We start from the raw sequence: 19666 nt of genomic DNA on the forward strand, positions 1-19666 counted from the left end.
TTGCGTCACCGCTCAAGCGGACCGCCGGCCAGCCAGCTCGCGCCGCGCCGATACAGCGTCTCCACCGCTTCACCCTTGAGCATGGGCATGTCCATCTTGACCCGGTAGCCGATGCGGGTCTGGATGTAGGCCAGGTGGCGATAGCCCTCGGGCATGCGCGCCAGTTCGTCGTGTTCCAGCACCAGCTTCGCGCCCGGATCCACCGGATCGACGCGGTCCTTCTCGTAGATGGGCTGGCGATGCAGCAATTGCCACCGGCCCTCGTACCTGACCAGGAAATCGTAGAAGCGGCCCGTGCACACCACGTCGCACAACACGCCGTCGATGGGGCCGCGCTGGGAGATGGTCATCTTGGTCTGGGCGATGGCGCGGTCACCCCGGACCTCGACCGCCGAACCGCCAAGGAAATGAAGAATGCTCACGCCCTTGTCCCAGCCTTCGCGCGTGACTCGGATGAACTCGGCATAAGGCCCCTGGAACCAGGTCGCCATCATGACGCCGTCCGGATGCCAGACCGTGGCGAACCGCTCCCAGTCCCCGGCATCGCGCCACACCGCCCACCGCTCCACCAATTGACGGATTTCCCGCTCGTCGTTCCAGGCGTCGCCCATGTCGTCTCCTCTCCTTTGTGATCGTTGACCGACCCTTGCGCCGGGCAAGCCGGGTCCCTTCGGCTTGTCGCTTGGAAGCCGAACCGCGACGCTCCGGGCGGAGCAAGTGGGGGAAGGGGAAGGACCCGGAACGGCGCGGGTTCCGGTCGTTTTGTCGATGCGGCAGATTCTAGGAACCGCATGTTAATTTGTCTAATATATCTCTTATATCTATTGATTTTCTGATCTTATGAATCTGAGCATCCGGCACTTCAAGGCCTTCCTCTGCATCGTGCAGACGCGCAGCTTCACCCGCGCCGCGGAGCAGTTGCACATCAGCCAGCCGGGGCTCAGCCTGATGATGCAGGACGTCGAAGGCCAGCTCTCGTGCCGCCTGTTCGAACGCACGACGCGATCGGTCCGGCTGACGGCGGCGGGACAGCGCCTGCTGCCGGTCGCGCAGCAGGTCGTGGACGAGGTCGAGACCATCGCGCCCGTCCTGAGCCAGCTTTCCGAGACACGCCGCCGCACGCTGCGCGTGGGCGTGCCGCCCATCTTCTCGGCCAGCGTCATGCCCCACGTCTACATGCGCCTGCGCAAGACCCAGCCCACGCTCGATCTCCACATCCTGGACCTGCCCAAACCCGAGGTCGAACGCCAGGTGCAGAATGGCGAGCTCGATTGCGGACTGGGCGTCTTTCCCAAGCGGGTACTGGAGGTATCGCGCCGACCGCTGTTCGAGTTCGACTTCGTCTACCTGGAATCCCGCGCGTCGCCCTTCCGGTCCAGAACGAAGGGCAGGAACGCCCAGCGGATACGCTGGGACGAATTGCCGGCGGTACCTTTCGTCGAGCTCCACCCCGCCCAGGACCTGCAGCAGCAGATCAACAAGTGCCGCGCCGCCCGCGGCGTGGCACGCACCGACGGCATACGCATGAACCGGCTCGAATCCCTGATCGGCATGGCGGCGGCCGGCGTGGGGCCGACCATCATCCCGACCTTCGCCGCCCCGATCGGCACGGAATTCCAGGTGTCCACCGCACTGCTGACCGACCCCGTGCTGACCCTGGATTTCCACCTGATCACCAAGCGCGGCCGCGAACAGCCCGCCGTGCTGGAGGCGTTCACCCGCACCCTGCTCGAAGTGATCGAGGAACGCCGCGACCGGATCTACCGTACGGCGGGCAAGGACTGGAGCTAGGCCCGCGCGGCCGGCGTCCTTCCGTCGTGGCGCGGGAAGTTTTCGCGCAGGAAGTCGGCGAACGCTTCCGCCGCGGGCGACAAGGTCCGCTGCCTATGCCGCATCAGCGCGATCGGCCGCTGGATCCGCTGCGGCTCGAAGGGCTGCATCGCCACGTCGGCGAACTTCTGGACGATGGGCCGCGCATGGCCCGGAATCAAGGACAGGCCCAGCCCGGCATCCACCATGCCGATGGCGGTCCAGACGAACGCGACCTCGCACGCGGGCGTGAGCCGCACGCCGACCTGCGCCGCGTGATAGTCGACCAGGTAGCGGGTGGAGTTGTGCTCTCCCAGCGCGATGAAGGGATGGGCGGCGATGTCCTTCCAGGTCGGACGGCGCCGGGGCCCCCAGCCGTAGCTGCGAGGATGGATCAGCAGCAGGTCGTCGGTCAGCAGGGGTTCGCCCGAAACGAAAGGCGTATCGGCCGGCAGCACGCCCAGCGCGAGGTCGACTTCGCCGCTGGCGACGAGGTCGATGATCTCGCCGCCGGGCGTATCGCGCAGGACGATGGCGATGTGCGGATACCGTGCCTTGAACATGCCGATCAGGCGCGGCACCAGCAGCGAGGATTGCAGCGGCGAGCAGGCGAAGCGCACGCGCCCCCGGCGCCGATCGGCCAGTTCGCGCGAACCGGCAATCGCGGCGCCCAGGTCCTGCAGGACACGGGCGGCGACGGGATGCAGCTCGGCCCCGGCTTCGGTCATGCGTACCGATCTCGTGGTCCGGTCGAGCAGCTTGAGTCCGAGCTCGGATTCGAGTTCGCGCACCAGCAGGCTGACCGCGGACTGGGACAGGTTGAGCAGCGTCGCGGCCGAGGTGAAGCTGCGCGATTCGGCCACGCAGACAAAGGCGCGAAGCTGCTTCAGGGACAGATTACCCAGCGAGGCATGGAAACTCATTGGTCAACCTCATCAATGAATGAGAATAACTCTCTGGAATAATAAATCGTCAGGCGCTGTAATGCTCCCTCCAGAAAAGTGAACGACAAGAGGAGACAAGCGCCATGGAGACTGGAATACGGTCGTTACGCCACCGGTGGGCGATACCGCTTGCGGCACTGGTGACCTGGACGGTGGCGACGCTGCCCATCGCGGCCACCGCCGCGCAGAACACGATCACGATCGTGGTCGCCTCCTCGCCCGGCACCGGCCCCGACATCCTGGCCCGCACCGTCAGCCAGCAATGGGCCGCGAAATCAGGCACCGCCGCGGTCGTCGACAACCGCCCCGGCGCCAGCGGCAACATCGGCGCCGACCACGTCGCACGCTCGCGGCCCGACGGCTCGACGTTGCTGGTGGCCGCGACGACCTTCGCCACCAACGCCGCGGTCAATCGCACGCTGCCCTACGATCCCGTCAAGGACTTCGCTCCCATCGCGCTGCTGGGAACCGGCACCCTGGCGCTGGCCGTGCCCGCCGCGTTTCCCGCCGAAACTCTCAAGCAGTTCGTCGCCAAGGCCAAGGCCGAACCCGGCACGATCAACTATGGCTCGCCCGGCAACGGCACGCCGCAGCACCTGGCCATGGAGCTGTTCAAGCAGGAAGCCCGCATCGACCTGTTCCACGTCCCCTTCAAGTCGGCGGGCGGCGCCGTCAACGACCTCGCGGGTGGGCACGTCTCGGCCATGATCGTGCCATTGCACACCATCCAGCCCCTGGTCCAAGGCGGCAAGCTCAAGGTCCTGGCGGTCATGAGCGCCCAACGCGCGCCGTCGCTGCCCCAGGTACCGACCTTCCGCGAGGAGGGCTATGACCAGGTTCAGGTCGACGTCTGGTATGGCCTGCTGGCGCCCGCCGGCACGCCGGACGCGGTGGTACGCAGGCTGAACGCGGAAGCGAACGAGGCATTGAAGAACAAGGACGTGGTGGCCAGCCTGGCCAAGGTGGGTATCGAACCGGCCGGCGGCACGCCCGCCCGCATGGCCGACACGCTGGCCCTGGAGCTCAAGCGCTGGCCACCCGTCGTACGCGCGGCAAACATCACGGCAGACTAGGAAGACAAGAATGCAGAAGACATGGAACGACTACGACCGTCCCCACCAGGACCTGCGGGAACTGCTCGAGCGCGTCGACAAGGCAGGAGAACTGCTGCGCGTCTCGGGCGCCGACTGGAACCTGGAGGTCGGCACCCTGGCGGAGATCATCCACGGCACCCAGCGCGGCGAGGCCCCGGCCATCCTGTTCGACAATATTCCCGGCTACCCGGCAGGCTTCAGGCTGCTGTCGGGCGCGTCGAACTCGTCTGCGCGCCTGGCCCTGACGCTGGGCTTTCCCGTCCCCCGGGGGCCGATGGACGTGGTCCGATCCTACCGCGACCGCATGCAGCGCCACGAACCCATTCCGCCCCGCATCGTGGAAACCGGGCCGGTGCTGGAGAACATCGACCGCGACGACGACGTCGACATCTTCAAGTTCCCCATCCCCTTCCTGCACGAGCTGGACGGCGGCCGCTACATCGGCACCGATGACCTGGTCATCATGCGCGATCCGGAACTGGACTGGATCAACATCGGCACCTACCGCTCGATGGCGCACAGCCGCAACCAGGTCGGCCTCTGGACCTCGCCCGGCAAGCAGGGGCGCCAGATCCGCGACAAGTATTTCAAGCAGGGCAAGCCCTGCCCGGTCCTGATTTCCTGCGGCCACGATCCCATGCTGTTCCTGGCCGGCGGCAACGAGCTGCGCTTCGGCCTGTCGGAATACGACTACTCCGGCGGCCATCGCGGCCTGCCCTTCGACGTGGTGCTGAGCGAAGTGCACAAGCTGCCCATGCCGGCCCACAGCGAGATCGTGCTGGAAGGCGAGATGTACCCGGACGATACGCTGCCCGAAGGGCCGTTCGGCGAATTCACCGGCTACTATGCGGGCGGCAAGAGCAACCAGCCGGTGGTGCGCATCCAGCGCGTCTACTACCGCAACGATCCCATCCTGACCATGGCCACGCCGTTGCGGCCGCCCTCCGACTTCTCGTTCTCCAAATGCGTCATGAAGGCGGGCATGATCTGGGACGAGGTCGAGCGCGCGGGACTGAGCGGGGTCAAGGGGGTCTGGTGCCACGAAGCCGGCGCGGCGCGCCTCTTCAACATCATCTCGATCAAGCAGGCCTACGCCGGACATGCCCGCCAGGCCGCGATGCTGGCGGCGAACTGCCAGTCCGGGTCCTATCTCGGCCGCTTCGTCGTGGTCGTCGATGAAGACGTCGATCCCACCAACCTGTTCGACGTCGTCTGGGCCATGTGTACCCGTTGCGATCCGGTGGAGGACATCGAATTCATCCGCAAGACCTGGAGCGGTCCCCTGGATCCGCGCATTCCGCGCGGGACCGCCACCAACTCGCGCGCGGTCATCGACGCCTGCCGGCCCTTCGAGATGCTGAAGGACTTCCCGCCGGTGGCCTGCGCCACGCCCGAGCTGCGGCAGAAGGTCGAGGCGAAGTTCGCCGACCTGCTTGCGAAGCTGAAGTAAAACGGATGGCGGGCGGCCCGTGGCGTCACGGGCCGCCCGGCGTCTCCCTCACCGCCTCGTAGCGCATCAGCGTGCGGGTACGCGCCCGCGCATGGTCCACCACGGGCAACGGGTAGTCCCGCCCCAGCCGCAGGCCGCACGCCTCCGCATCCACCGGCCGCATCGCGGCGGGGAAATGGATGTGCCGGTCGGGCACGCGCGCCAGTTCGGGCAGGTAGCGACGGATGAAGCTGCCGTCGGGATCGAATTTCTGCGACTGGGTGACCGGATTGAAGATGCGGAACCACGGCTGCGCGTCGCAGCCCGTGGACGCCGCCCATTGCCAGCCGCCGTTGTTGGCCGCCAGGTCGTAGTCGTTCAGGTGCCGGGCGAAGTGCCGCTCGCCCCGGCGCCAGTCTATGCCCAGGTCCTTGGTCAGGAACGAGGCCGCCACCATGCGCAGGCGATTGTGCATGTAGCCGGTCTGGTGCAACTGGCGCATCGCCGCATCCACCAGCGGGTAGCCCGTGCGGGCCTCGCGCCAGGCCTGCCAGAGCTCGGGCGCGTCGTCCCAGGACAGGCGATCGAAGGCGGGCTTGAAGCAGCCATGCACCACGTGCGGGTGGTGCCACAGGATCATCTGATAGAACTCGCGCCAGACCAGTTCCGACAGCCAGGCCTGCGCCCCCTCGCCGCCATGGCGGCGTGCCAGCGCGGCCAGTTGGCGGATGGACACGGTGCCGAAGCGCAGGTGAGTGGACAGGTACGAGACGCCCTTGCGCGCGGGATAGTCCCGGGTCTCGTGGTAGCGCGCCAGGCGGCGTTCGAAATCCCGCAGCAGCGCGCGGCCGCCCCGCATGCCGGTGGGCAGCGCCAGCTCGGACAGGTTGGTGGGCAGGAAACCCAGCGCCTCCAGCGCGGGCGGATGCTCGCCCGGGGGCTTGGGCGCCAGGCGGGCGGCATGGCGCTCGACCGGATAGGACGCGAGCTGGAAGCCATCCGCCCGCTGCAGCCACGCTCGCCGGTACGGCGTGAACACGCTGTAGGGCTGCCCCTGCTGCGTCAGCAGTTCATCCCTGTCCAGCACCACCTGGTCCTTGTAGTCGCTGAAGGCGATGCCGCAGTCCGCCAGCTCCCGCGCCACCCGCTGGTCGCGCGCAATGGCATCGGGCTCGTAGTCGCGATTGGCCAGGACCTCGCGCACCCCGAGTTCCCGCGCCAGCCGGACGATGCATGCCGCCGCGCCGCCGTGGCGGACGATCAGGCCGCTTCCCGCGGCTCCCGCCTCGCGCGCCAGGCGGTCCAGCGCCTCGTCCAGCTCCACCACACAGGCATGGATGAACGCCACGCGTCGATCCGCGCGGGCGGGCAGGGCATCGAGAATGTCGGTATCGAAGACGAAGGCGCAATGCACCTTCCCGTAGCGGATCAGCGCCTGATGCAGCGCCGCATGGTCGAAGCTGCGCAGGTCGCGCCGGAACCACACCAGGGCGGTCCCGGCCCGCGCGTCACTCGTCATGGACGGTGGCCCGCCTGCGGCGCGGCGCGGCGGCCTGCGCCCGCGCCTCGGTTTCACGCCGGGGCGCGCGGGCGCGCTGGCGCTCCACGCGCTCGGATACGCGGCGCGACAACTCCCGGGTGGATGGAATGCGCAGGCTGCGTTCCTCGGCCTTTTCCTCGTCCTCGGCCAGGTTGGCGATGATGCCCAGCAGCACCTTGCGCGCCACACCTATTTCGTCCGCCGTCAGCCCCCGGATGCCGATGCGGTTGACGTCCTCGGCCAGCGGGATCAGCTTGCGCTCGAGCTCGCGGCCCCGGTCCGTCAGGTACACGTACATGTTCTTCTTGTTGCCCGGCAGGTGCTTGCGCTCGACGTAGCCCAGGGCCTCCATGGCCTTGAGCGCGCTGTAGGTGGTGGGCTCCATCACGCCCGCCTCGTCGCTCAGTTCGCGCTGCGTCAGCCCGTCCTGGACCCACAGGATGCGCAGGAAGGCCCAATGTCCGAACGATACGTGATGCTCGTTCAGTCGCATCTGCAAGGCGCGGACGAAGGCGCGCGTGGCGTCCTTGACGAGGTGGGCCAGGCGGTCGTTGGGCGCCGCGCGCTGCCAATGCTCCAGGATCTTGCGGGTGTCTTCGGCGGAACTCATGGTCTTCCGGGGGGTGTGCTCGCGCAAATGATACCCGTCCGGGGGGCCTCGGAAGGGGCTTGAAAAATACTTAGAGCTTTAATATTATTCTTATAGCTCTAATAAAACCAGTGTGCCCGGATGGCTGGGACACGGTTCGCGAGCAGACACGCGCCAGGAACAAGGCGCGACATCCACCCTAGGAGACCTCCATGACCCATTCCGTACACCGCCTCGTCCGAGATGCCGCCACGGCGGCCACCCGCCTGGGCCTGGTCGCGCTGCTGGGCTGTGCTCCGGCGTTGGCCAGCGCCGACGACGCGGCCGACTACCCCTCCCGCCCCGTCCGTTTCGTCGTGCCCTACGCCACCGGCGGCCTGCCCGACACGGTAGCTCGCATCATCGGCCAGCGCCTGACCGAGCACCTGGGCAAGTCCTTCGTGGTCGAGAACAAGCCCGGCGCCAACGGCGTGGTAGCCGCACAGACGCTGATGAACAGCCCGCACGATGGCTATACCTTCCTGGTCACCGACGGCTCGATGATGTCGATCAACCCGTCGCTGTACAAGGATCTCGCCTATCAGCCCAAGCGCGACTTCATGCCGGTCTCGCTGGTGGCGACCTCGCCCCTGTTCATCGCCGCCCGCCCCGACTTTCCGGCCAATACGCTGCAGGAATTCGTCGAGCTGGCCAAGAAAAGCCCCACCGGCATCACCTACGGCTCCTCGGGCGTGGGCAGCAGCCACCACCTGACGATGGAAGCCCTGAAAAGCGCGCTGAACCTGCGGCTGGACCATGTCCCGTTCCGCGGTTCGGGCCAGGCCGTGCCCGCGCTGGTGGGCAAGCAGGTGGACCTGGTGGTGGCCGCCCTGCCTTCGCTGTCGGGGTTCGCGCAAAAGGGGCAGGCCAAGATCCTGGCCACGAATTCGCTCAAGCGCTCGACGCTGGCGCCCGACGTCCCCGCCATCTCCGAGATCGTTCCCGATTTCAATTTCGCCGTCACCGTGGGCGTGCTGGCGCCTACCGGTACGCCCCAGGCCATCGTGCAAAAGCTCAGCGTCGAGATCGCCAAGGTGGTCAAGCAGCCCGAGGTCATCAAGCAATTGCAGGGGCTGGGCATCGAGCCCGTGGGCGGAACGCCGTCCGAGTATGCGCAAGCCATCGACGAGGAAGCCCGCCGCTATGCCGGCCCCATCAAGGCCGCGGGCATCAAGCCGGAAAATTGAAGGAGAAACAGCATGTTGTCGCGTGAAAAGAACGAGCGGCTGTGCCGCGTGGAGGGCGATGCCCCCATGGGCGCGCTGATGCGCCGCCACTGGCTGCCGCTGTGCCTGATCGAGGAAGTGGCCGAGCCGGACGGCGCTCCGGTGCACGCCCGGCTGCTGGGCCTGGACCTGGTCGTGTTCCGCGACACCCAGGGCCGCATCGGCGCGCTGGATGAAAAATGCCCGCACCGGCGGGTCTCGCTGGTCTATGGCCGCAACGAGGAAGGCGGGTTGCGCTGCCTGTACCACGGCTGGAAGATGGACGTGACCGGGCAGGTGCTGGACATGGCGTCCGAGCCCGAGACCAGCCCCATGGCCTCGAAGGTGCGGACCAAGGCCTACCCCACGCGCGAGTGGGGCGGCATGGTATGGGTATTCCTGGGCACGGAGGAAGACGCGCCCGAGTTCGTCCCCCCGCCCTGGGCGCCGACCCGGGACGCCAAGGTCAGCATCGCCAAGGTCATCCTGCCCTGCAACTGGGCGCAGGTCCTGGAAGGCGCGATCGACTCGGCCCACAGCTCCAGCCTGCACTCGTCGGACTTCGTGCCCGCCAAGGTCAGCGGCGCCGAAGCCACCGACAAGAACTGGCTGCGTCCGTCCACCGACAAGGCGCCGCGCCTGCAGGTCGAGCGCACGCCCTACGGTTTCCGCTACGCCGCCATCCGCCGCCCCATCTTCGACGCCGACACGCAGGACTACGTGCGCTCGACCGTGTTCGTCGCGCCGTTCACCGTGCTGGTCCCGCCCAACAACCTGTACAACGTCGCCAACGTGAACGTGCCCATGGACGACACCAACACGGCGTTCTACTTCCTGGCCTGGGGCCATCCCGCCAAGACGCCCGATACCGAGACCTGGCGCAAGTTCCTGCGGACGCAGATCGGCCCCGACGTGGACGAGCGCTACCGGCCCCACCGCAACCACGACAACCGCTTCTGGCAGGACCGCCAGGCGATGAAGGCGGGCAACTTCACCGGCATCACCGGCTTCCCCAACCAGGACATCGCCATGTGGGTGACCATGGGTCCCCTGGCCGACCGGTCCGAGGAAAGGCTGGGCACCAGCGACCTGGCCATCGTGGAGTTCCGGCGCCGGATGCTGGCCGCGCTGGACGAGTTCGCGTCGGGCGAGACGCCCATCGCTCTGGGAGAGAACGCCATCCCCAGGGAAATCTGTTCGTTCCAGGCCATCGTGCCCAAGTCGGTCGACTGGCGCGAATACAAGGTGTCGCACGTGTGGGACGACGTACCCGCCCCCCAGCGACTCGACTCCAACTATGAGGTATAGCCCCCCCCTACGCGCTTACGCGCCCCCCCCGGGGGGCTCTACTTACGGACCGGCGGAGCCGGATCCGCGGTGCCCCGGGTCGGGTCATGGATTTTCGGAGGAAGTCTGATGTCGATTGCTCCATTGCGGCTGGGCGTAGCTGGGCTGGGACGCGCCTTTTCGCTGATGCTGCCGACCTTCCTGGGCGATGCGCGCATCGTGCTGGCGGCGGCTTGCGACCCTCGGGAGGCCGCGCGCGGGCAGTTCGCGCGCGACTTCGGCGCGCCGGTGCATGGCGACATCGAAGCGCTGGCGGCCGATCCGTCGCTGGACGCGATCTACGTCGCCAGTCCCCATCAGTTCCACGCCCGTCACGCCGAGATCGCCGCGGGGCATGGCAAGCACGTGCTGGTGGAGAAGCCCATGGCGCTAGCGATGGACGAATGCGACCGCATGATCGCGGCTTGCGAGCGCGCCGGCGTGCACCTGATCGTGGGGCACTGCCACAGCTTCGACACGCCCTACCTGAAGACCCGCGAACTGATCGCCAGCGGCGAGTTCGGCAAAGTGCGCATGATCCATGCGCTGAACTACACCGACTACCTGTACCGTCCGCGCCGGCCGGAGGAACTGGTGACCGCAGAGGGCGGCGGCGCCATCTTCAGCCAGGCCGCGCACCAGGTGGACATCGTGCGGCTGCTGGCCGGTTCGCCGCCCACGCGGCTGCGCGCCGCGGTCGGCAACTGGGATCCGCGCCGCGTCACCGAGGGCGCCTATTCGGCCATGCTGTGGTTCGAATCGGGCGCCTACGCCTCGCTGTCCTACAACGGCTACGCGCATTTCGATTCCGACGAATGGACGGGCTGGATAGGCGAGATGGGCAACCGCAAGTCGCCCGACGACTACGGCGCCGCGCGGCGCAAGCTGGCCGCCGTGGCCTCGCCGGAGGAAGAGGCCCGCGCCAAGGCCGCCGGCACCTATGGCGGATCGGCCTACAAACCGCCGGCCGACGACGACGAGCCCCGGTCCTATCAGCACTTCGGCCCCATCATCGTGTCCTGCGACCAGGCCGACCTGCGGCCGCTGCCCGACGGCATCGCCATCCACGCCGACAACGAGAAACGCTGGGTACCGCTGGAGCGCCCGGCCGTGCCGCGCCATGAAGTGATCGACGAACTGGTGGCCGCCGTGCGGCAAGGGCGGGCTCCCCGGCACGATGGCCGCTGGGCCCGGGCCACGCTGGAGATTTGCCTGGCCATGCTGCAGTCGTCGCGGGACGGCCAGGACGTCCCGCTGGCGCATCAACCGTCCTGGTAGTCGCCGGCCGGACGCTCCAGGAAGTCCCCCACATAGACGAGGTGCTCGAACGGCAGTTCATGCCGGCCGGCCACCTCCACCAGCGTATCGAGTGTCGCGCGCAGCACCTGCTGCCGCGCCTCGCGCCCGGCATGGCAGACGATGGCCACGGGCGTGCCGCCGGGATAGCCGGCGCGCAATTCCTCCACCACCCGGACCAGGTCGGTCCGCATCGTGAACAGCACCAGCGCGCTGCGGCTTTGCGCCAGCACCGACAGGCGGTCGCTGCCTGCATAGCCTTCGTTGGCGTTCTTGCCCAGGCTCAGGATCACCGACTGGCTCGTGGCGCCGCCCGTCACGGCGCAGCCCAGGGCGGCGTTGCCCGCGGCGAAGCTGGAGATGCCAGGCACGACCTCGGGAGCCAGATCGCGGAACGCGTCCAGGTAGCCGATCTGCGGACCGTACAGCGTCGGATCGCCCTGCGTGAGGACCGCCACGATGCCGCCCGCCGCGACGCAGGCGCGAATGGCCTGGCGGCGCGGCGCCTCTTCGGCCTCGACCTCGTCCGGCGAGGCGCGGCGTCTCGCCATGGGCGTGAACAGGCCATGGCCGGCTTCCATGAAGCGCTTGTCCGCCAGTTGTCCGGGATAGCGGGCGGGCGCGTCGGCCTGGCCCAGCACCAGGTCGGCCTCGCGCATGATGCGGTCGGCCCGCAGGGTCAGATGGTCGGGGTCTCCCGTGCCCAGGCTGACGAGATAGAGTTTGCCGGGTTGGGACGGCATCGGTTCCTCCTAGCGGCCGGTCCGCCACATGCCGTCGCGCGCCATCCTGTCCACGATCTCGCCGATCAGGCCGGCGATGGCCGATACGGCCTTGCCGGGCCCCTTGGTCTTGGCGAAGACCAGCGCGACGGTGCGCTGGAACGGCGGGTCGACGATGCGGGCGGCCTGCACCTCGCCCTTGGCGACCTCGGTCCACACCGCGTGCAGCGGCAGCACCGTGTACAGCCGCTCGCGCGCGACCAGCGAGGTCTGGAGCGGCAATGAATCGGCCTCGATCACCGGGGCCAGCGTGATGTGCTCCTGGCGCGCCATGGAATCGAGCGCGGTGCGCAGCCCGTTGGGGGCGCTGGGCAGGATGAAGGGCAGCTCGTGCAAGGTGCGGAAGGACACTTCCTCGTGCGCGGTCAGGCGATCGCCCGCGGGACCGATCAGGTAGCTGTCGACGGTGGCCAGGCACTGCTCGTGCTCGGGCAGCGTGCCACCGTAGCGGTACAGGATGCCGATGTCCACGCGCGCATCGGCCAGCCATTCCTCCACCTGGCCGCTGGAGCCTTCCAGTACTTTCAGGCTGACGCCGGGATAGCGGGCCCGCACCTCGGTAAAGAGCTGCCCCACCAGATGGTGGCCGATGGACGGCAGGGTGCCCAGCGTGACGCGGCCGCTGGCGTCGCGCGCCTGCTCGCGGATCTCGTTTTCCAGCTGTTCGGCGTCGGCCAGCAGCGCGCGGACCTGGGGAAAGATGCGCTGCCCCACGTCCGACAGCTCCACGCCCCGTCCGGTGCGCACGAACAGCCGCGTGCCGCACTCGCGCTCGAGCGCGTTCAACTGCCGGCTGAGCAAGGATTGGTTGCTGTTCAGGAACAGGGCCGCGCGCGTCAGGCTGCCCAGCTCGCCGATCGCGAGAAAGGCCCGCCATTTCTGCAGGCTGGCGGTGACGTCCAGTTGGATGCTGGTGGCTTTCGGGTGCTGCATCGCAAGCGGCGCTCGTCCGGGAAAAGAAGACGAGTTTATACCCGCCCGCGCATCGCGGGACGCCCCGCCCCGCGCCAGGCTCCTACCGCCCCTTGAACACCGGCGCCCGCTTCTCGCGGAACGCGGCCTGCGCCTCGGCGGCATCCTCGGTGGTGGCGATGATCGCCGTCATGTCCTGTTCGTAGCGATAGCCGTCGCGCAGGCTCATGTCCTCGATGGTGTTCAGCGTGTGCTTGCCCATGCGCGTGGAGACGGGGCTCTTGGCGGCGATGACGCCGGCCATCTCCATGGCGGCGGGCAGCAGGTCCTCCGGCGCGGTGCAGGCCTCGACGATGCCCAGCCGGTAGAGCTCGGTGGCCGGCACCCGGTACCCCGTCAGCATCATGCGCCGCAGCAGCGAATGGGGAAACAGGCGCATCGCGTGGCGGCATCCGCCCAGCAGGCCCACGTCGACCTCGGGCAGGCCCAGCGTGGCGCGCTCGGAAGCGATCAGCACGTCGGCCGAGGCCACCATGGCCAGCCCCGATCCCAGCGCCGGGCCGTTGATGGCCGCGACCACCGGCTTGGCGCACTCGCGGATGGCATGGAAACACTCGCGGGTGCGGCGCAGGTGCGCGGGCAGGTCGCCCGGCCCCTTGATCACGTCGGCCCGGCCTTTCAAGTCCGCGCCCGCGCAGAACACCTTGCCCGCCCCCGTCAGCACGACCACCCGGACGTCGGGCGTCTCGGATATCCAGTCCAGCGCCGCGGTCAGCTCGTCGTTCAACACACGGGTCAGGGCGTTGACGGGCGGGCTGTCCAGGGTCACCAGGGCGACGTGGCCGTCCACCCGCAGCTGCAATTGCTTGAATTCGTTCATGGAAAAGGTCGTGGTCGTGGGCAGGATACGCAGCGAGTCTAGGCGCGCGCGCCGCCCGCGCAAAGGCGGGCCCGGTCAAGGCTGCTATGCGCCCCGCGCCATAGCGCGCGCGGGCGCCGCGCCCGATAATGCGGCGAAGACGAGAGGAGCCCATGCCCAGAATCGACCTGCCCACGCCCGAAACCATGAGCCCGGAACAACGCCGGGTGCACGACAAAGTCATCGCCGGCAAGCGTGGCCGGCTGCGGGGGCCGCTGCGCGCCGCGCTGTACAACCCCGAGCTGGCCGACCGCTGGTCGGCGATGGGCGAACTGCTGCGCTACGACACCACCCTGCCGCCCCGGCTGTCGGAACTGGCCATTCTGGTCACCGCCCGGGCCTGCAGTTCCCCCTTCGAATGGGCCGCCCACAAGACCGAAGCCGAGAAGGCGGGCGTGGAAGACTGGATCATCGAGGCGCTGCGCGAACAGCGCATCCCCAATGAACTGGCGCCGGACGACGCGCTGGTGGTGCGCTACGCCAGCGAGCTGAACGCCCGCCGGTCGGTGTCCGACGCCACCTATGCCGCCGCGCTGGCCCGCTTCGGCGCGCGCACGGTGGTGGAACTGACCGCGCTGGTCGGCTACTACACCCTGGTGGCGATGACGCTGAACGCGCACGAGATCCCGCTGGAGCCCGGCGTCGTCGCCGCCTTTCCGCTGCCCCAGGACGACCCGGCGGTATGGGGCCAGAGGCAATGAGCGGCGCCAGACAGGCCACGCCCATCACGGGCTGGGATTGCCACAACCACCTGCTCGGCCCCTACGACCGCTTCCCGCTGGCGGCCGAGCGCAGCTATACGCCGCCCGAGGCGCTGGTCGCGGACCACTCGGCCATGCTGGCCAGCCAGGGGCTGTCGCATGCGGTACTGGTGCATCCCAGCGCGTACGGGGAAGACTATTCGCTGCTGTTCCACGCGCTGTCGGAGCACGACCATCTGCGCGGCGTCATCGTGGCCCGCCCCGGTACGCCGCTGGAACTCGGCTCGCTGCGCGAACGCGGCGTGCGCGCGCTGCGCTACAGCCATCGCAGCGGCGCGGCCGGGAATTTCGCCGGCAGCGCCTCGATCGACGACTTGCGGCAGATGGCGCGCGCGGTCGCCGATGCCGGCCTGCACGTCGAACTCTGGACCGACTGCCAGGCGCTGCCCGGCATCGCGCCGCTGCTGGCGAGCCTGCCCTGCCCGGTCGTGATCGATCACATGGGCAGCTTCGACGTCGACGCGGGAACGAACGATGCCGGTTTCCAGCAACTGGTCCGGCTGCTGGGCGAAGGCAGGGCCTGGGTCAAGCTGTCGGCCTACCGCAGCTTGCTGAAGACACCGGACCTGGAACCTGGGCGCCCCTTCCATCGCGCGCTGGTCGAGGCCAATCCCGACCAGCTCGTCTGGGGCAGCGACTGGCCCCACATCCGCATCGACCCGTGGCCCGGCACGCGCCGGCTGTTCGACACCTTCCTGGCCTGGACCGGCAGCGAGCCGCTGGCGCGCCGGATCCTGGTCGACAACCCGACCCGGCTCTACGCCTAGGGCGCGCCTATCCTTCCAGCACGGGCTCGGTGCGGCGAAAGGACGGCCGCGCCGCGATCTCTCCGTACCAGGCGGCCAGATGGGGCGCCCGTTCGCGCCACTGCAACGCGCCGAAGCGGAAGTCCAGGTAGCCCAGCGCGCAGCCCAGGCCGACATGGCCGATGCCGAACGGCGCCGCCGCCAGCTCGCGCGCCTCGCCTTCCAGCCTTTGCAGCGACGCCTCGGTCTTGATCCGGAAGGCCTCGATGAGCGCGTCCGAGCGCTGCGCGCCGTCGCGGTCGGCCTCGTTGCGCCAGAGGATCAGCACGTCCAGCAGGCCGTCGGCGAAAGCGTGCCAGCGCAGGGTCCGCCATTTCTCACTGCCCTTGGGCGGAAACAGCCTGCCGCCGGCGAGATCGTCCAGGTATTCGCAAATGACCGCCGAATCGAACAGGGCGGTGCCATCGTCCAGCACCAGTGTCGGAATCTTGCTGAGCGGGTTGTCCCGCATGATCTGCGGATTGGGCCGCAACATGGCCGCGACCGACCGCACCAGCTCTACCCGGTCCTCCAGGCCAAGCTCATGCAGGCAGACCATGACCTTGCGCACATAGGGCGACTTGGGCGACCAGTGCAGCTTCATGTCCGTCCCCATCAGATGGCGCCCGCGGCGCGCAGCGCCTCGATGCCGGCGGCATCGTAGCCCAGTTCGGCCAGGATCTCGGCGCTGTGCTGGCCCAGCGTGGGCGGCGCCGCGAGCCCCGGCAGCGCGGCGTCGGCGAACCGCATGGGGCTGGCGACCTGGGGGACCCGGCCACCGCTGGGATGCTCCACGTGGCGCAACAGGCCGCGCGCGATCGTCTGCGGTTCCTCGAACACCTCGGCCACGGTGTTGATCGGGCCGCAGGGCACGCCTGCGCCATCGAGCAGCGCGAGCAGGCTCGCGCGGTCGCGGCGGGCAAGATCCTCGCGCAGCATGGCCGACAGTCGTTCGATGTTGCGCACGCGCTGGGCGTTGGTGGCATAGCGTTCGTCCGCCGCCCATTCCGCGTGGCCCAGGGCCTCGCACAGCTTGCGGAACTGGCCGTCGTTGCCGACCACCAGGATGATGTCTCCGTCCGCGCAGCGGTAGACGTCCTGCGGCTGGATGTTGGGATGGGCATTGCCGTTGCGCCGGGGCGGCTTGCCGGACACGAGATAGTTCATGGCCTGGTTGGCCAGGGTGGCCACCTGCACGTCGAACATGCCGATGTCGATGTACTCGCCCCTGCCCGTCTCGTTGCGCCGGGCCAGCGCGGCCAGCACGGCCACCGCCGTGTACATGCCGGTCATCAGGTCGACGATGGGCACGCCCACCTTCTGCGGACCGCCGCCCGGGCGGCCGTCGCGTTCGCCGGTCACGCTCATCAGGCCGCCCATCGCCTGTATCAGGAAATCGTAGGCGGGCTGGTCGCGGCGCGGCCCGGTCTGTCCGAAACCGGTGACCGAGCAATAGATCAGCCGGGGATTCAGCGCCCGCAGCGATGCCTCGTCCAGCCCATAGCGCGCCAGCGTGCCGACCTTGTAGTTCTCCAGCAGGATGTCGGCCCGCATGGCCAGTTCACGCACGATGCGCTGGCCCTCGGGCGTGTCCAGCCCCACCGTGATCGACCGCTTGCCGCGATTGACGGCGAGATAGTAGCCGGCCTCCTCGGTATCCTCGCCCCGGCCGTCCTTCAGGAAAGGCGGCCCCCAGGCGCGGGTGTCGTCGCCGCTGCCCGGGCGCTCCACCTTGATGACGTCGGCGCCCAGGTCGGCCAGGGTCTGGCTGGCCCAGGGGGCGGCCAGGATGCGGCTCAGGTCCAGGACTTTGACGTGCGACAACGGGCCCGTCGATCGATGCATACATTCCTCCGCGTGCGCGCCGATGGCCGGACGCGTCTCGTCCCGTCCGCGCCTGTCGCCGCTGTCCGGACTCTAGGGGCACGGCGGAGGCTTGCCTACTGCCTGCGCCGGCAAGACTGCAATGCGTCCATGCGCATAACGTGCGCTATATCCCGGGCGCGCAGGCAGAAATGCCGCGCGGGTACACCGCGCCGGCGGCGCCAACCGGAATAATGGACTGCATTCCACGGACATTCCCCGGAGACACCACCGATGGACGACGCGCACGGCCGGCCCCCGGCCACCCCTGGCCGCATGAGGATAGGCGTCGCGGGCGCGGGCGCGATAGGCGGCTTCCTGGCCGCGCGCCTGGCCCTGGCGGGCAACGATGTCGGCGTGCTGGCGCGCGGCGCCACGCTGCGTGCGCTGGACGAACACGGCATACGGCTGGAGAGCGGCGGCACGCGGTCGGTCGCGCGCGTGCGTGCCAGCGACGACCCGCAGCGGCTGGGTCCGCAGGACCTGCTGATCCTGGCGGTCAAGTCGCCGTCGCTGCCCGGGCTGGCCGACCGCCTGGGCCCCATGATCGGACCGGACACCCTGGTACTGCCCGCGTTGAACGGCGTCCCGTGGTGGTTCTTCCAGTCGGGTGGCGGTCCCCTGGCCGGCCACCGACTGCGCGCCGTGGACCCGGACGGCCGGCTCGAACGCGCGATCCCCGCCGACCGCATCCTGGGTTTCGTGGTGTTTCCCTCCAGCTCCTGCCCCGAACCCGGCGTGGTCGTGCACGCCTCGGGATCGCGGCTGGTGGTGGGCGAACCGGGCGGCGGCCCCAGCCTGCGCGCGCAACGCGCGGCCGACTGCCTGGCTGGTGCCGGTTTCGACGCCTCGGCCAGCCCCGACATCCGCCGCGTCGTCTGGGAAAAACTGCTGGGCAACGCCTGCTTCAATCCGGTCAGCCTGCTGACGGGCTCGCACACCGATCTCCTGATCGACGACGAACGGGTCAACCGCCTGTTCCAGGCCATGATGCGCGAACTCCTGGCCATGGGCGACGCGCTGGGCCTGCCGCTGGCCATCGAGCCCCCGGCGCGGCTGGCGGTCACGCGCAAGCTGGGCCACATCAAGACCTCGATGCTGCAGGACGTGGAAGCGGGCCGCGCGGTGGAACTGGACAGCATCCTGGGCGCGGCCGTCGAGATTGCCCAGGAACTGGGCGTGCCCGCGCCGCTGCTCGACACCGTCTACGCGCTGGCGCGGGTGCGCGCCGAACGGCTGGGCCTGTACGCCCCGCCGTTAACGCCCACGCCATAGCAGCTTTGCGCGGCGGCGCCTATCCGGCGGCGAAGCCGGCCCGATACCATGCCCGGACATCGACAAGACAGGCGGCCACGTCCGCCACGGAGGAGACTGCCATGCACGCCAGACGCCTTGCGGCATGCCTGATCGCGAGCTGCACCCTGGGGATCTTCACGGCACCGGCCATGGCGCAAGGCGCCTCGTGGCCCACGCGGCCGATCCGCTTCATCGTGCCCTTCCCGCCCGGCGGCCCCACCGACAACTATGTACGCACCATCGCCGGCCCCCTGGGCGAAGCGCTCAAGCAGACCATCGTGGTCGAGAACCGCGCGGGCGCCGGCGGCTCGATCGGCACCGCGGCCGTGGCCAAGGCGGCGCCGGACGGCTACACCATGGGCCTGGGCGCCGGCGGCGCGCTGATGGTGATGCCCCATCTGATGAAGGTGCCCTACTCGGTCACGCAGGACCTGGCCTACGTCTCGAGCCTGGCGCAGGTGCCTGCCGTCATCGCGGTCAACGCCAAGTCCGGCATCACCAACATGGCGCAGTTCCTGGAGCGTGCCCGCAGCCATCCCGGCAAGATGAACTACGGCAGCGCGGGCACCGGCACCATGGTCCACCTGGCCGGCGAACGCTTCAAGCGCGCGGCGGGCATCGACATCGTCCACGTCCCCTACGCGGGCGCTGCCCCCGCCATCACCGATCTGCTGGGCGGGCAGGTCGAGTCCATGGTCTCGGACCTGACGCCCATCCTGCCCCACGTACAGGCGGGCACGGTGCGCGTGCTGGCGGTGACCACCGAGAAGCGGACCCCGCTGCTGCCCGACGCGCCGACCCTGGTCGAGCTGGGCTATCCCAAGGTGGTGCAGGCGACCGAGTACGGCGTCATCATGCCGGCCGGCACGCCGCCCGCCATCGTCAACCGCGTCCAGCGCGAACTGGCCACCATCATGGCCACCCCCGAGGTGCGCAAGGCCTACGAGCAGATGGGCTCGCTTGCCGTGTCCAGCTCGCCCGAGCAATATCGCAAGAATGTCCTGGGCAGCTATGAGTTCTGGGGCCAGTTCATCAAGGAAACCGGCATTTCGCTGAATTGATCCAAACCACAGGAAA

19 protein-coding genes are annotated in these 19666 nt (G+C 68.8%); 10 read left to right on the forward strand and 9 right to left on the reverse strand.

What is annotated here, in order from left to right:
* Nucleotides 1-5 precede the first annotated feature (5 nt).
* Nucleotides 6-611, reverse strand: coding sequence for a nuclear transport factor 2 family protein (locus CDO46_RS07970; RefSeq protein WP_087838010.1), 606 nt, complete (start codon nucleotides 609-611; stop codon nucleotides 6-8).
* Nucleotides 612-840: 229 nt separating this feature from the next.
* Here CDO46_RS07970 and CDO46_RS07975 point away from each other — a divergent pair, with 229 nt between their 5' ends.
* Complete coding sequence (locus CDO46_RS07975) at nucleotides 841-1791, forward strand: LysR family transcriptional regulator (protein ID WP_087838011.1); 951 nt, start codon at nucleotides 841-843, stop codon at nucleotides 1789-1791.
* Here the strand turns inward: CDO46_RS07975 and CDO46_RS07980 are convergent.
* Nucleotides 1788-2732: a LysR family transcriptional regulator gene (locus CDO46_RS07980; RefSeq protein WP_087838012.1), complete on the reverse strand. Its 945-nt coding sequence runs from the start codon at nucleotides 2730-2732 to the stop codon at nucleotides 1788-1790. The two genes, CDO46_RS07975 and CDO46_RS07980, sit on opposite strands and share 4 nt — an antisense overlap.
* Before the next feature lie 104 nt (nucleotides 2733-2836).
* Between CDO46_RS07980 and CDO46_RS07985 the strand changes: the two genes are divergently transcribed.
* Both CDO46_RS07985 and CDO46_RS07990 read left to right on the forward strand, forming a co-directional pair.
* Entirely contained in the window at nucleotides 2837-3826 is a 990-nt protein-coding gene (locus tag CDO46_RS07985; RefSeq protein ID WP_087838013.1) for a tripartite tricarboxylate transporter substrate binding protein, read from the forward strand.
* A gap of 10 nt (nucleotides 3827-3836) precedes the next feature.
* On the forward strand, nucleotides 3837-5297 hold the full coding sequence (locus tag CDO46_RS07990; protein WP_087838014.1) for a UbiD family decarboxylase: 1461 nt from the start codon (nucleotides 3837-3839) through the stop codon (nucleotides 5295-5297).
* Nucleotides 5298-5322: 25 nt separating this feature from the next.
* Here CDO46_RS07990 and CDO46_RS07995 read toward each other — a convergent pair whose 3' ends face one another.
* Entirely contained in the window at nucleotides 5323-6795 is a 1473-nt protein-coding gene (locus CDO46_RS07995; protein ID WP_087838015.1) for a deoxyribodipyrimidine photo-lyase, read from the reverse strand.
* A complete protein-coding gene (locus CDO46_RS08000) occupies nucleotides 6785-7426 on the reverse strand; it encodes a MarR family winged helix-turn-helix transcriptional regulator (RefSeq protein ID WP_087838016.1) in 642 nt (213 codons plus the stop codon). Before CDO46_RS08000 ends, CDO46_RS07995 begins: the two co-directional genes overlap by 11 nt.
* A 191-nt stretch (nucleotides 7427-7617) precedes the next feature.
* On the opposite strand from CDO46_RS08000, the gene CDO46_RS08005 reads away from it, so the two are divergent.
* The 3 genes from CDO46_RS08005 to CDO46_RS08015 all read left to right on the forward strand — a co-directional run bounded on the left by CDO46_RS08005 (nucleotide 7618) and on the right by CDO46_RS08015 (nucleotide 11253).
* A complete protein-coding gene (locus CDO46_RS08005) occupies nucleotides 7618-8631 on the forward strand; it encodes a tripartite tricarboxylate transporter substrate binding protein (RefSeq protein WP_087838017.1) in 1014 nt (337 codons plus the stop codon).
* A gap of 12 nt (nucleotides 8632-8643) precedes the next feature.
* On the forward strand, nucleotides 8644-9957 hold the full coding sequence (locus CDO46_RS08010; protein WP_087838018.1) for a Rieske 2Fe-2S domain-containing protein: 1314 nt from the start codon (nucleotides 8644-8646) through the stop codon (nucleotides 9955-9957).
* A gap of 108 nt (nucleotides 9958-10065) precedes the next feature.
* Nucleotides 10066-11253: a Gfo/Idh/MocA family protein gene (locus CDO46_RS08015; protein WP_087838019.1), complete on the forward strand. Its 1188-nt coding sequence runs from the start codon at nucleotides 10066-10068 to the stop codon at nucleotides 11251-11253.
* On the opposite strand, the gene CDO46_RS08020 is transcribed toward CDO46_RS08015, so the two are convergent.
* From CDO46_RS08020 to CDO46_RS08030, 3 genes are all read right to left on the reverse strand, one after another.
* Nucleotides 11238-12014, reverse strand: a complete 777-nt coding sequence (locus tag CDO46_RS08020; RefSeq protein ID WP_087838020.1) for an SAM-dependent methyltransferase — start codon at nucleotides 12012-12014, stop codon at nucleotides 11238-11240. The two genes, CDO46_RS08015 and CDO46_RS08020, sit on opposite strands and share 16 nt — an antisense overlap.
* Before the next feature lie 9 nt (nucleotides 12015-12023).
* Nucleotides 12024-12986 (reverse strand): LysR family transcriptional regulator, encoded by a 963-nt coding sequence (locus CDO46_RS08025; protein ID WP_087838021.1) that lies wholly within the window; start codon nucleotides 12984-12986, stop codon nucleotides 12024-12026.
* Between the two features lie 82 nt (nucleotides 12987-13068).
* On the reverse strand, nucleotides 13069-13845 hold the full coding sequence (locus tag CDO46_RS08030) for an enoyl-CoA hydratase/isomerase family protein (protein ID WP_087838022.1): 777 nt from the start codon (nucleotides 13843-13845) through the stop codon (nucleotides 13069-13071).
* 152 nt (nucleotides 13846-13997) lie between these two features.
* On the opposite strand from CDO46_RS08030, the gene CDO46_RS08035 reads away from it, so the two are divergent.
* The gene (locus CDO46_RS08035) at nucleotides 13998-14585 is read left to right on the forward strand and encodes a carboxymuconolactone decarboxylase family protein (protein ID WP_087838023.1); all 588 of its coding nucleotides are present in this window, start codon (nucleotides 13998-14000) and stop codon (nucleotides 14583-14585) included.
* Entirely contained in the window at nucleotides 14582-15412 is an 831-nt protein-coding gene (locus CDO46_RS08040; protein ID WP_087838024.1) for an amidohydrolase, read from the forward strand. Before CDO46_RS08035 ends, CDO46_RS08040 begins: the two co-directional genes overlap by 4 nt.
* Nucleotides 15413-15419: 7 nt before the next feature.
* On the opposite strand, the gene CDO46_RS08045 is transcribed toward CDO46_RS08040, so the two are convergent.
* Nucleotides 15420-16034: a glutathione S-transferase family protein gene (locus CDO46_RS08045; protein ID WP_087838148.1), complete on the reverse strand. Its 615-nt coding sequence runs from the start codon at nucleotides 16032-16034 to the stop codon at nucleotides 15420-15422.
* Nucleotides 16035-16045: 11 nt separating this feature from the next.
* A complete protein-coding gene (locus tag CDO46_RS08050; RefSeq protein WP_087838025.1) occupies nucleotides 16046-17275 on the reverse strand; it encodes a CaiB/BaiF CoA-transferase family protein in 1230 nt (409 codons plus the stop codon).
* Between the two features lie 252 nt (nucleotides 17276-17527).
* On the opposite strand from CDO46_RS08050, the gene CDO46_RS08055 reads away from it, so the two are divergent.
* Both CDO46_RS08055 and CDO46_RS08060 read left to right on the forward strand, forming a co-directional pair.
* A complete protein-coding gene (locus CDO46_RS08055) occupies nucleotides 17528-18568 on the forward strand; it encodes a ketopantoate reductase family protein (RefSeq protein WP_243724480.1) in 1041 nt (346 codons plus the stop codon).
* A gap of 101 nt (nucleotides 18569-18669) precedes the next feature.
* A complete protein-coding gene (locus CDO46_RS08060; RefSeq protein WP_087838026.1) occupies nucleotides 18670-19650 on the forward strand; it encodes a tripartite tricarboxylate transporter substrate binding protein in 981 nt (326 codons plus the stop codon).
* Nucleotides 19651-19666: the final 16 nt, after the last annotated feature.

The sequence above is a fragment of the Pigmentiphaga sp. NML030171 genome (assembly GCF_002188635.1).
Classification (GTDB): Bacteria; Pseudomonadota; Gammaproteobacteria; order Burkholderiales; family Burkholderiaceae_B; genus Pigmentiphaga; species Pigmentiphaga daeguensis.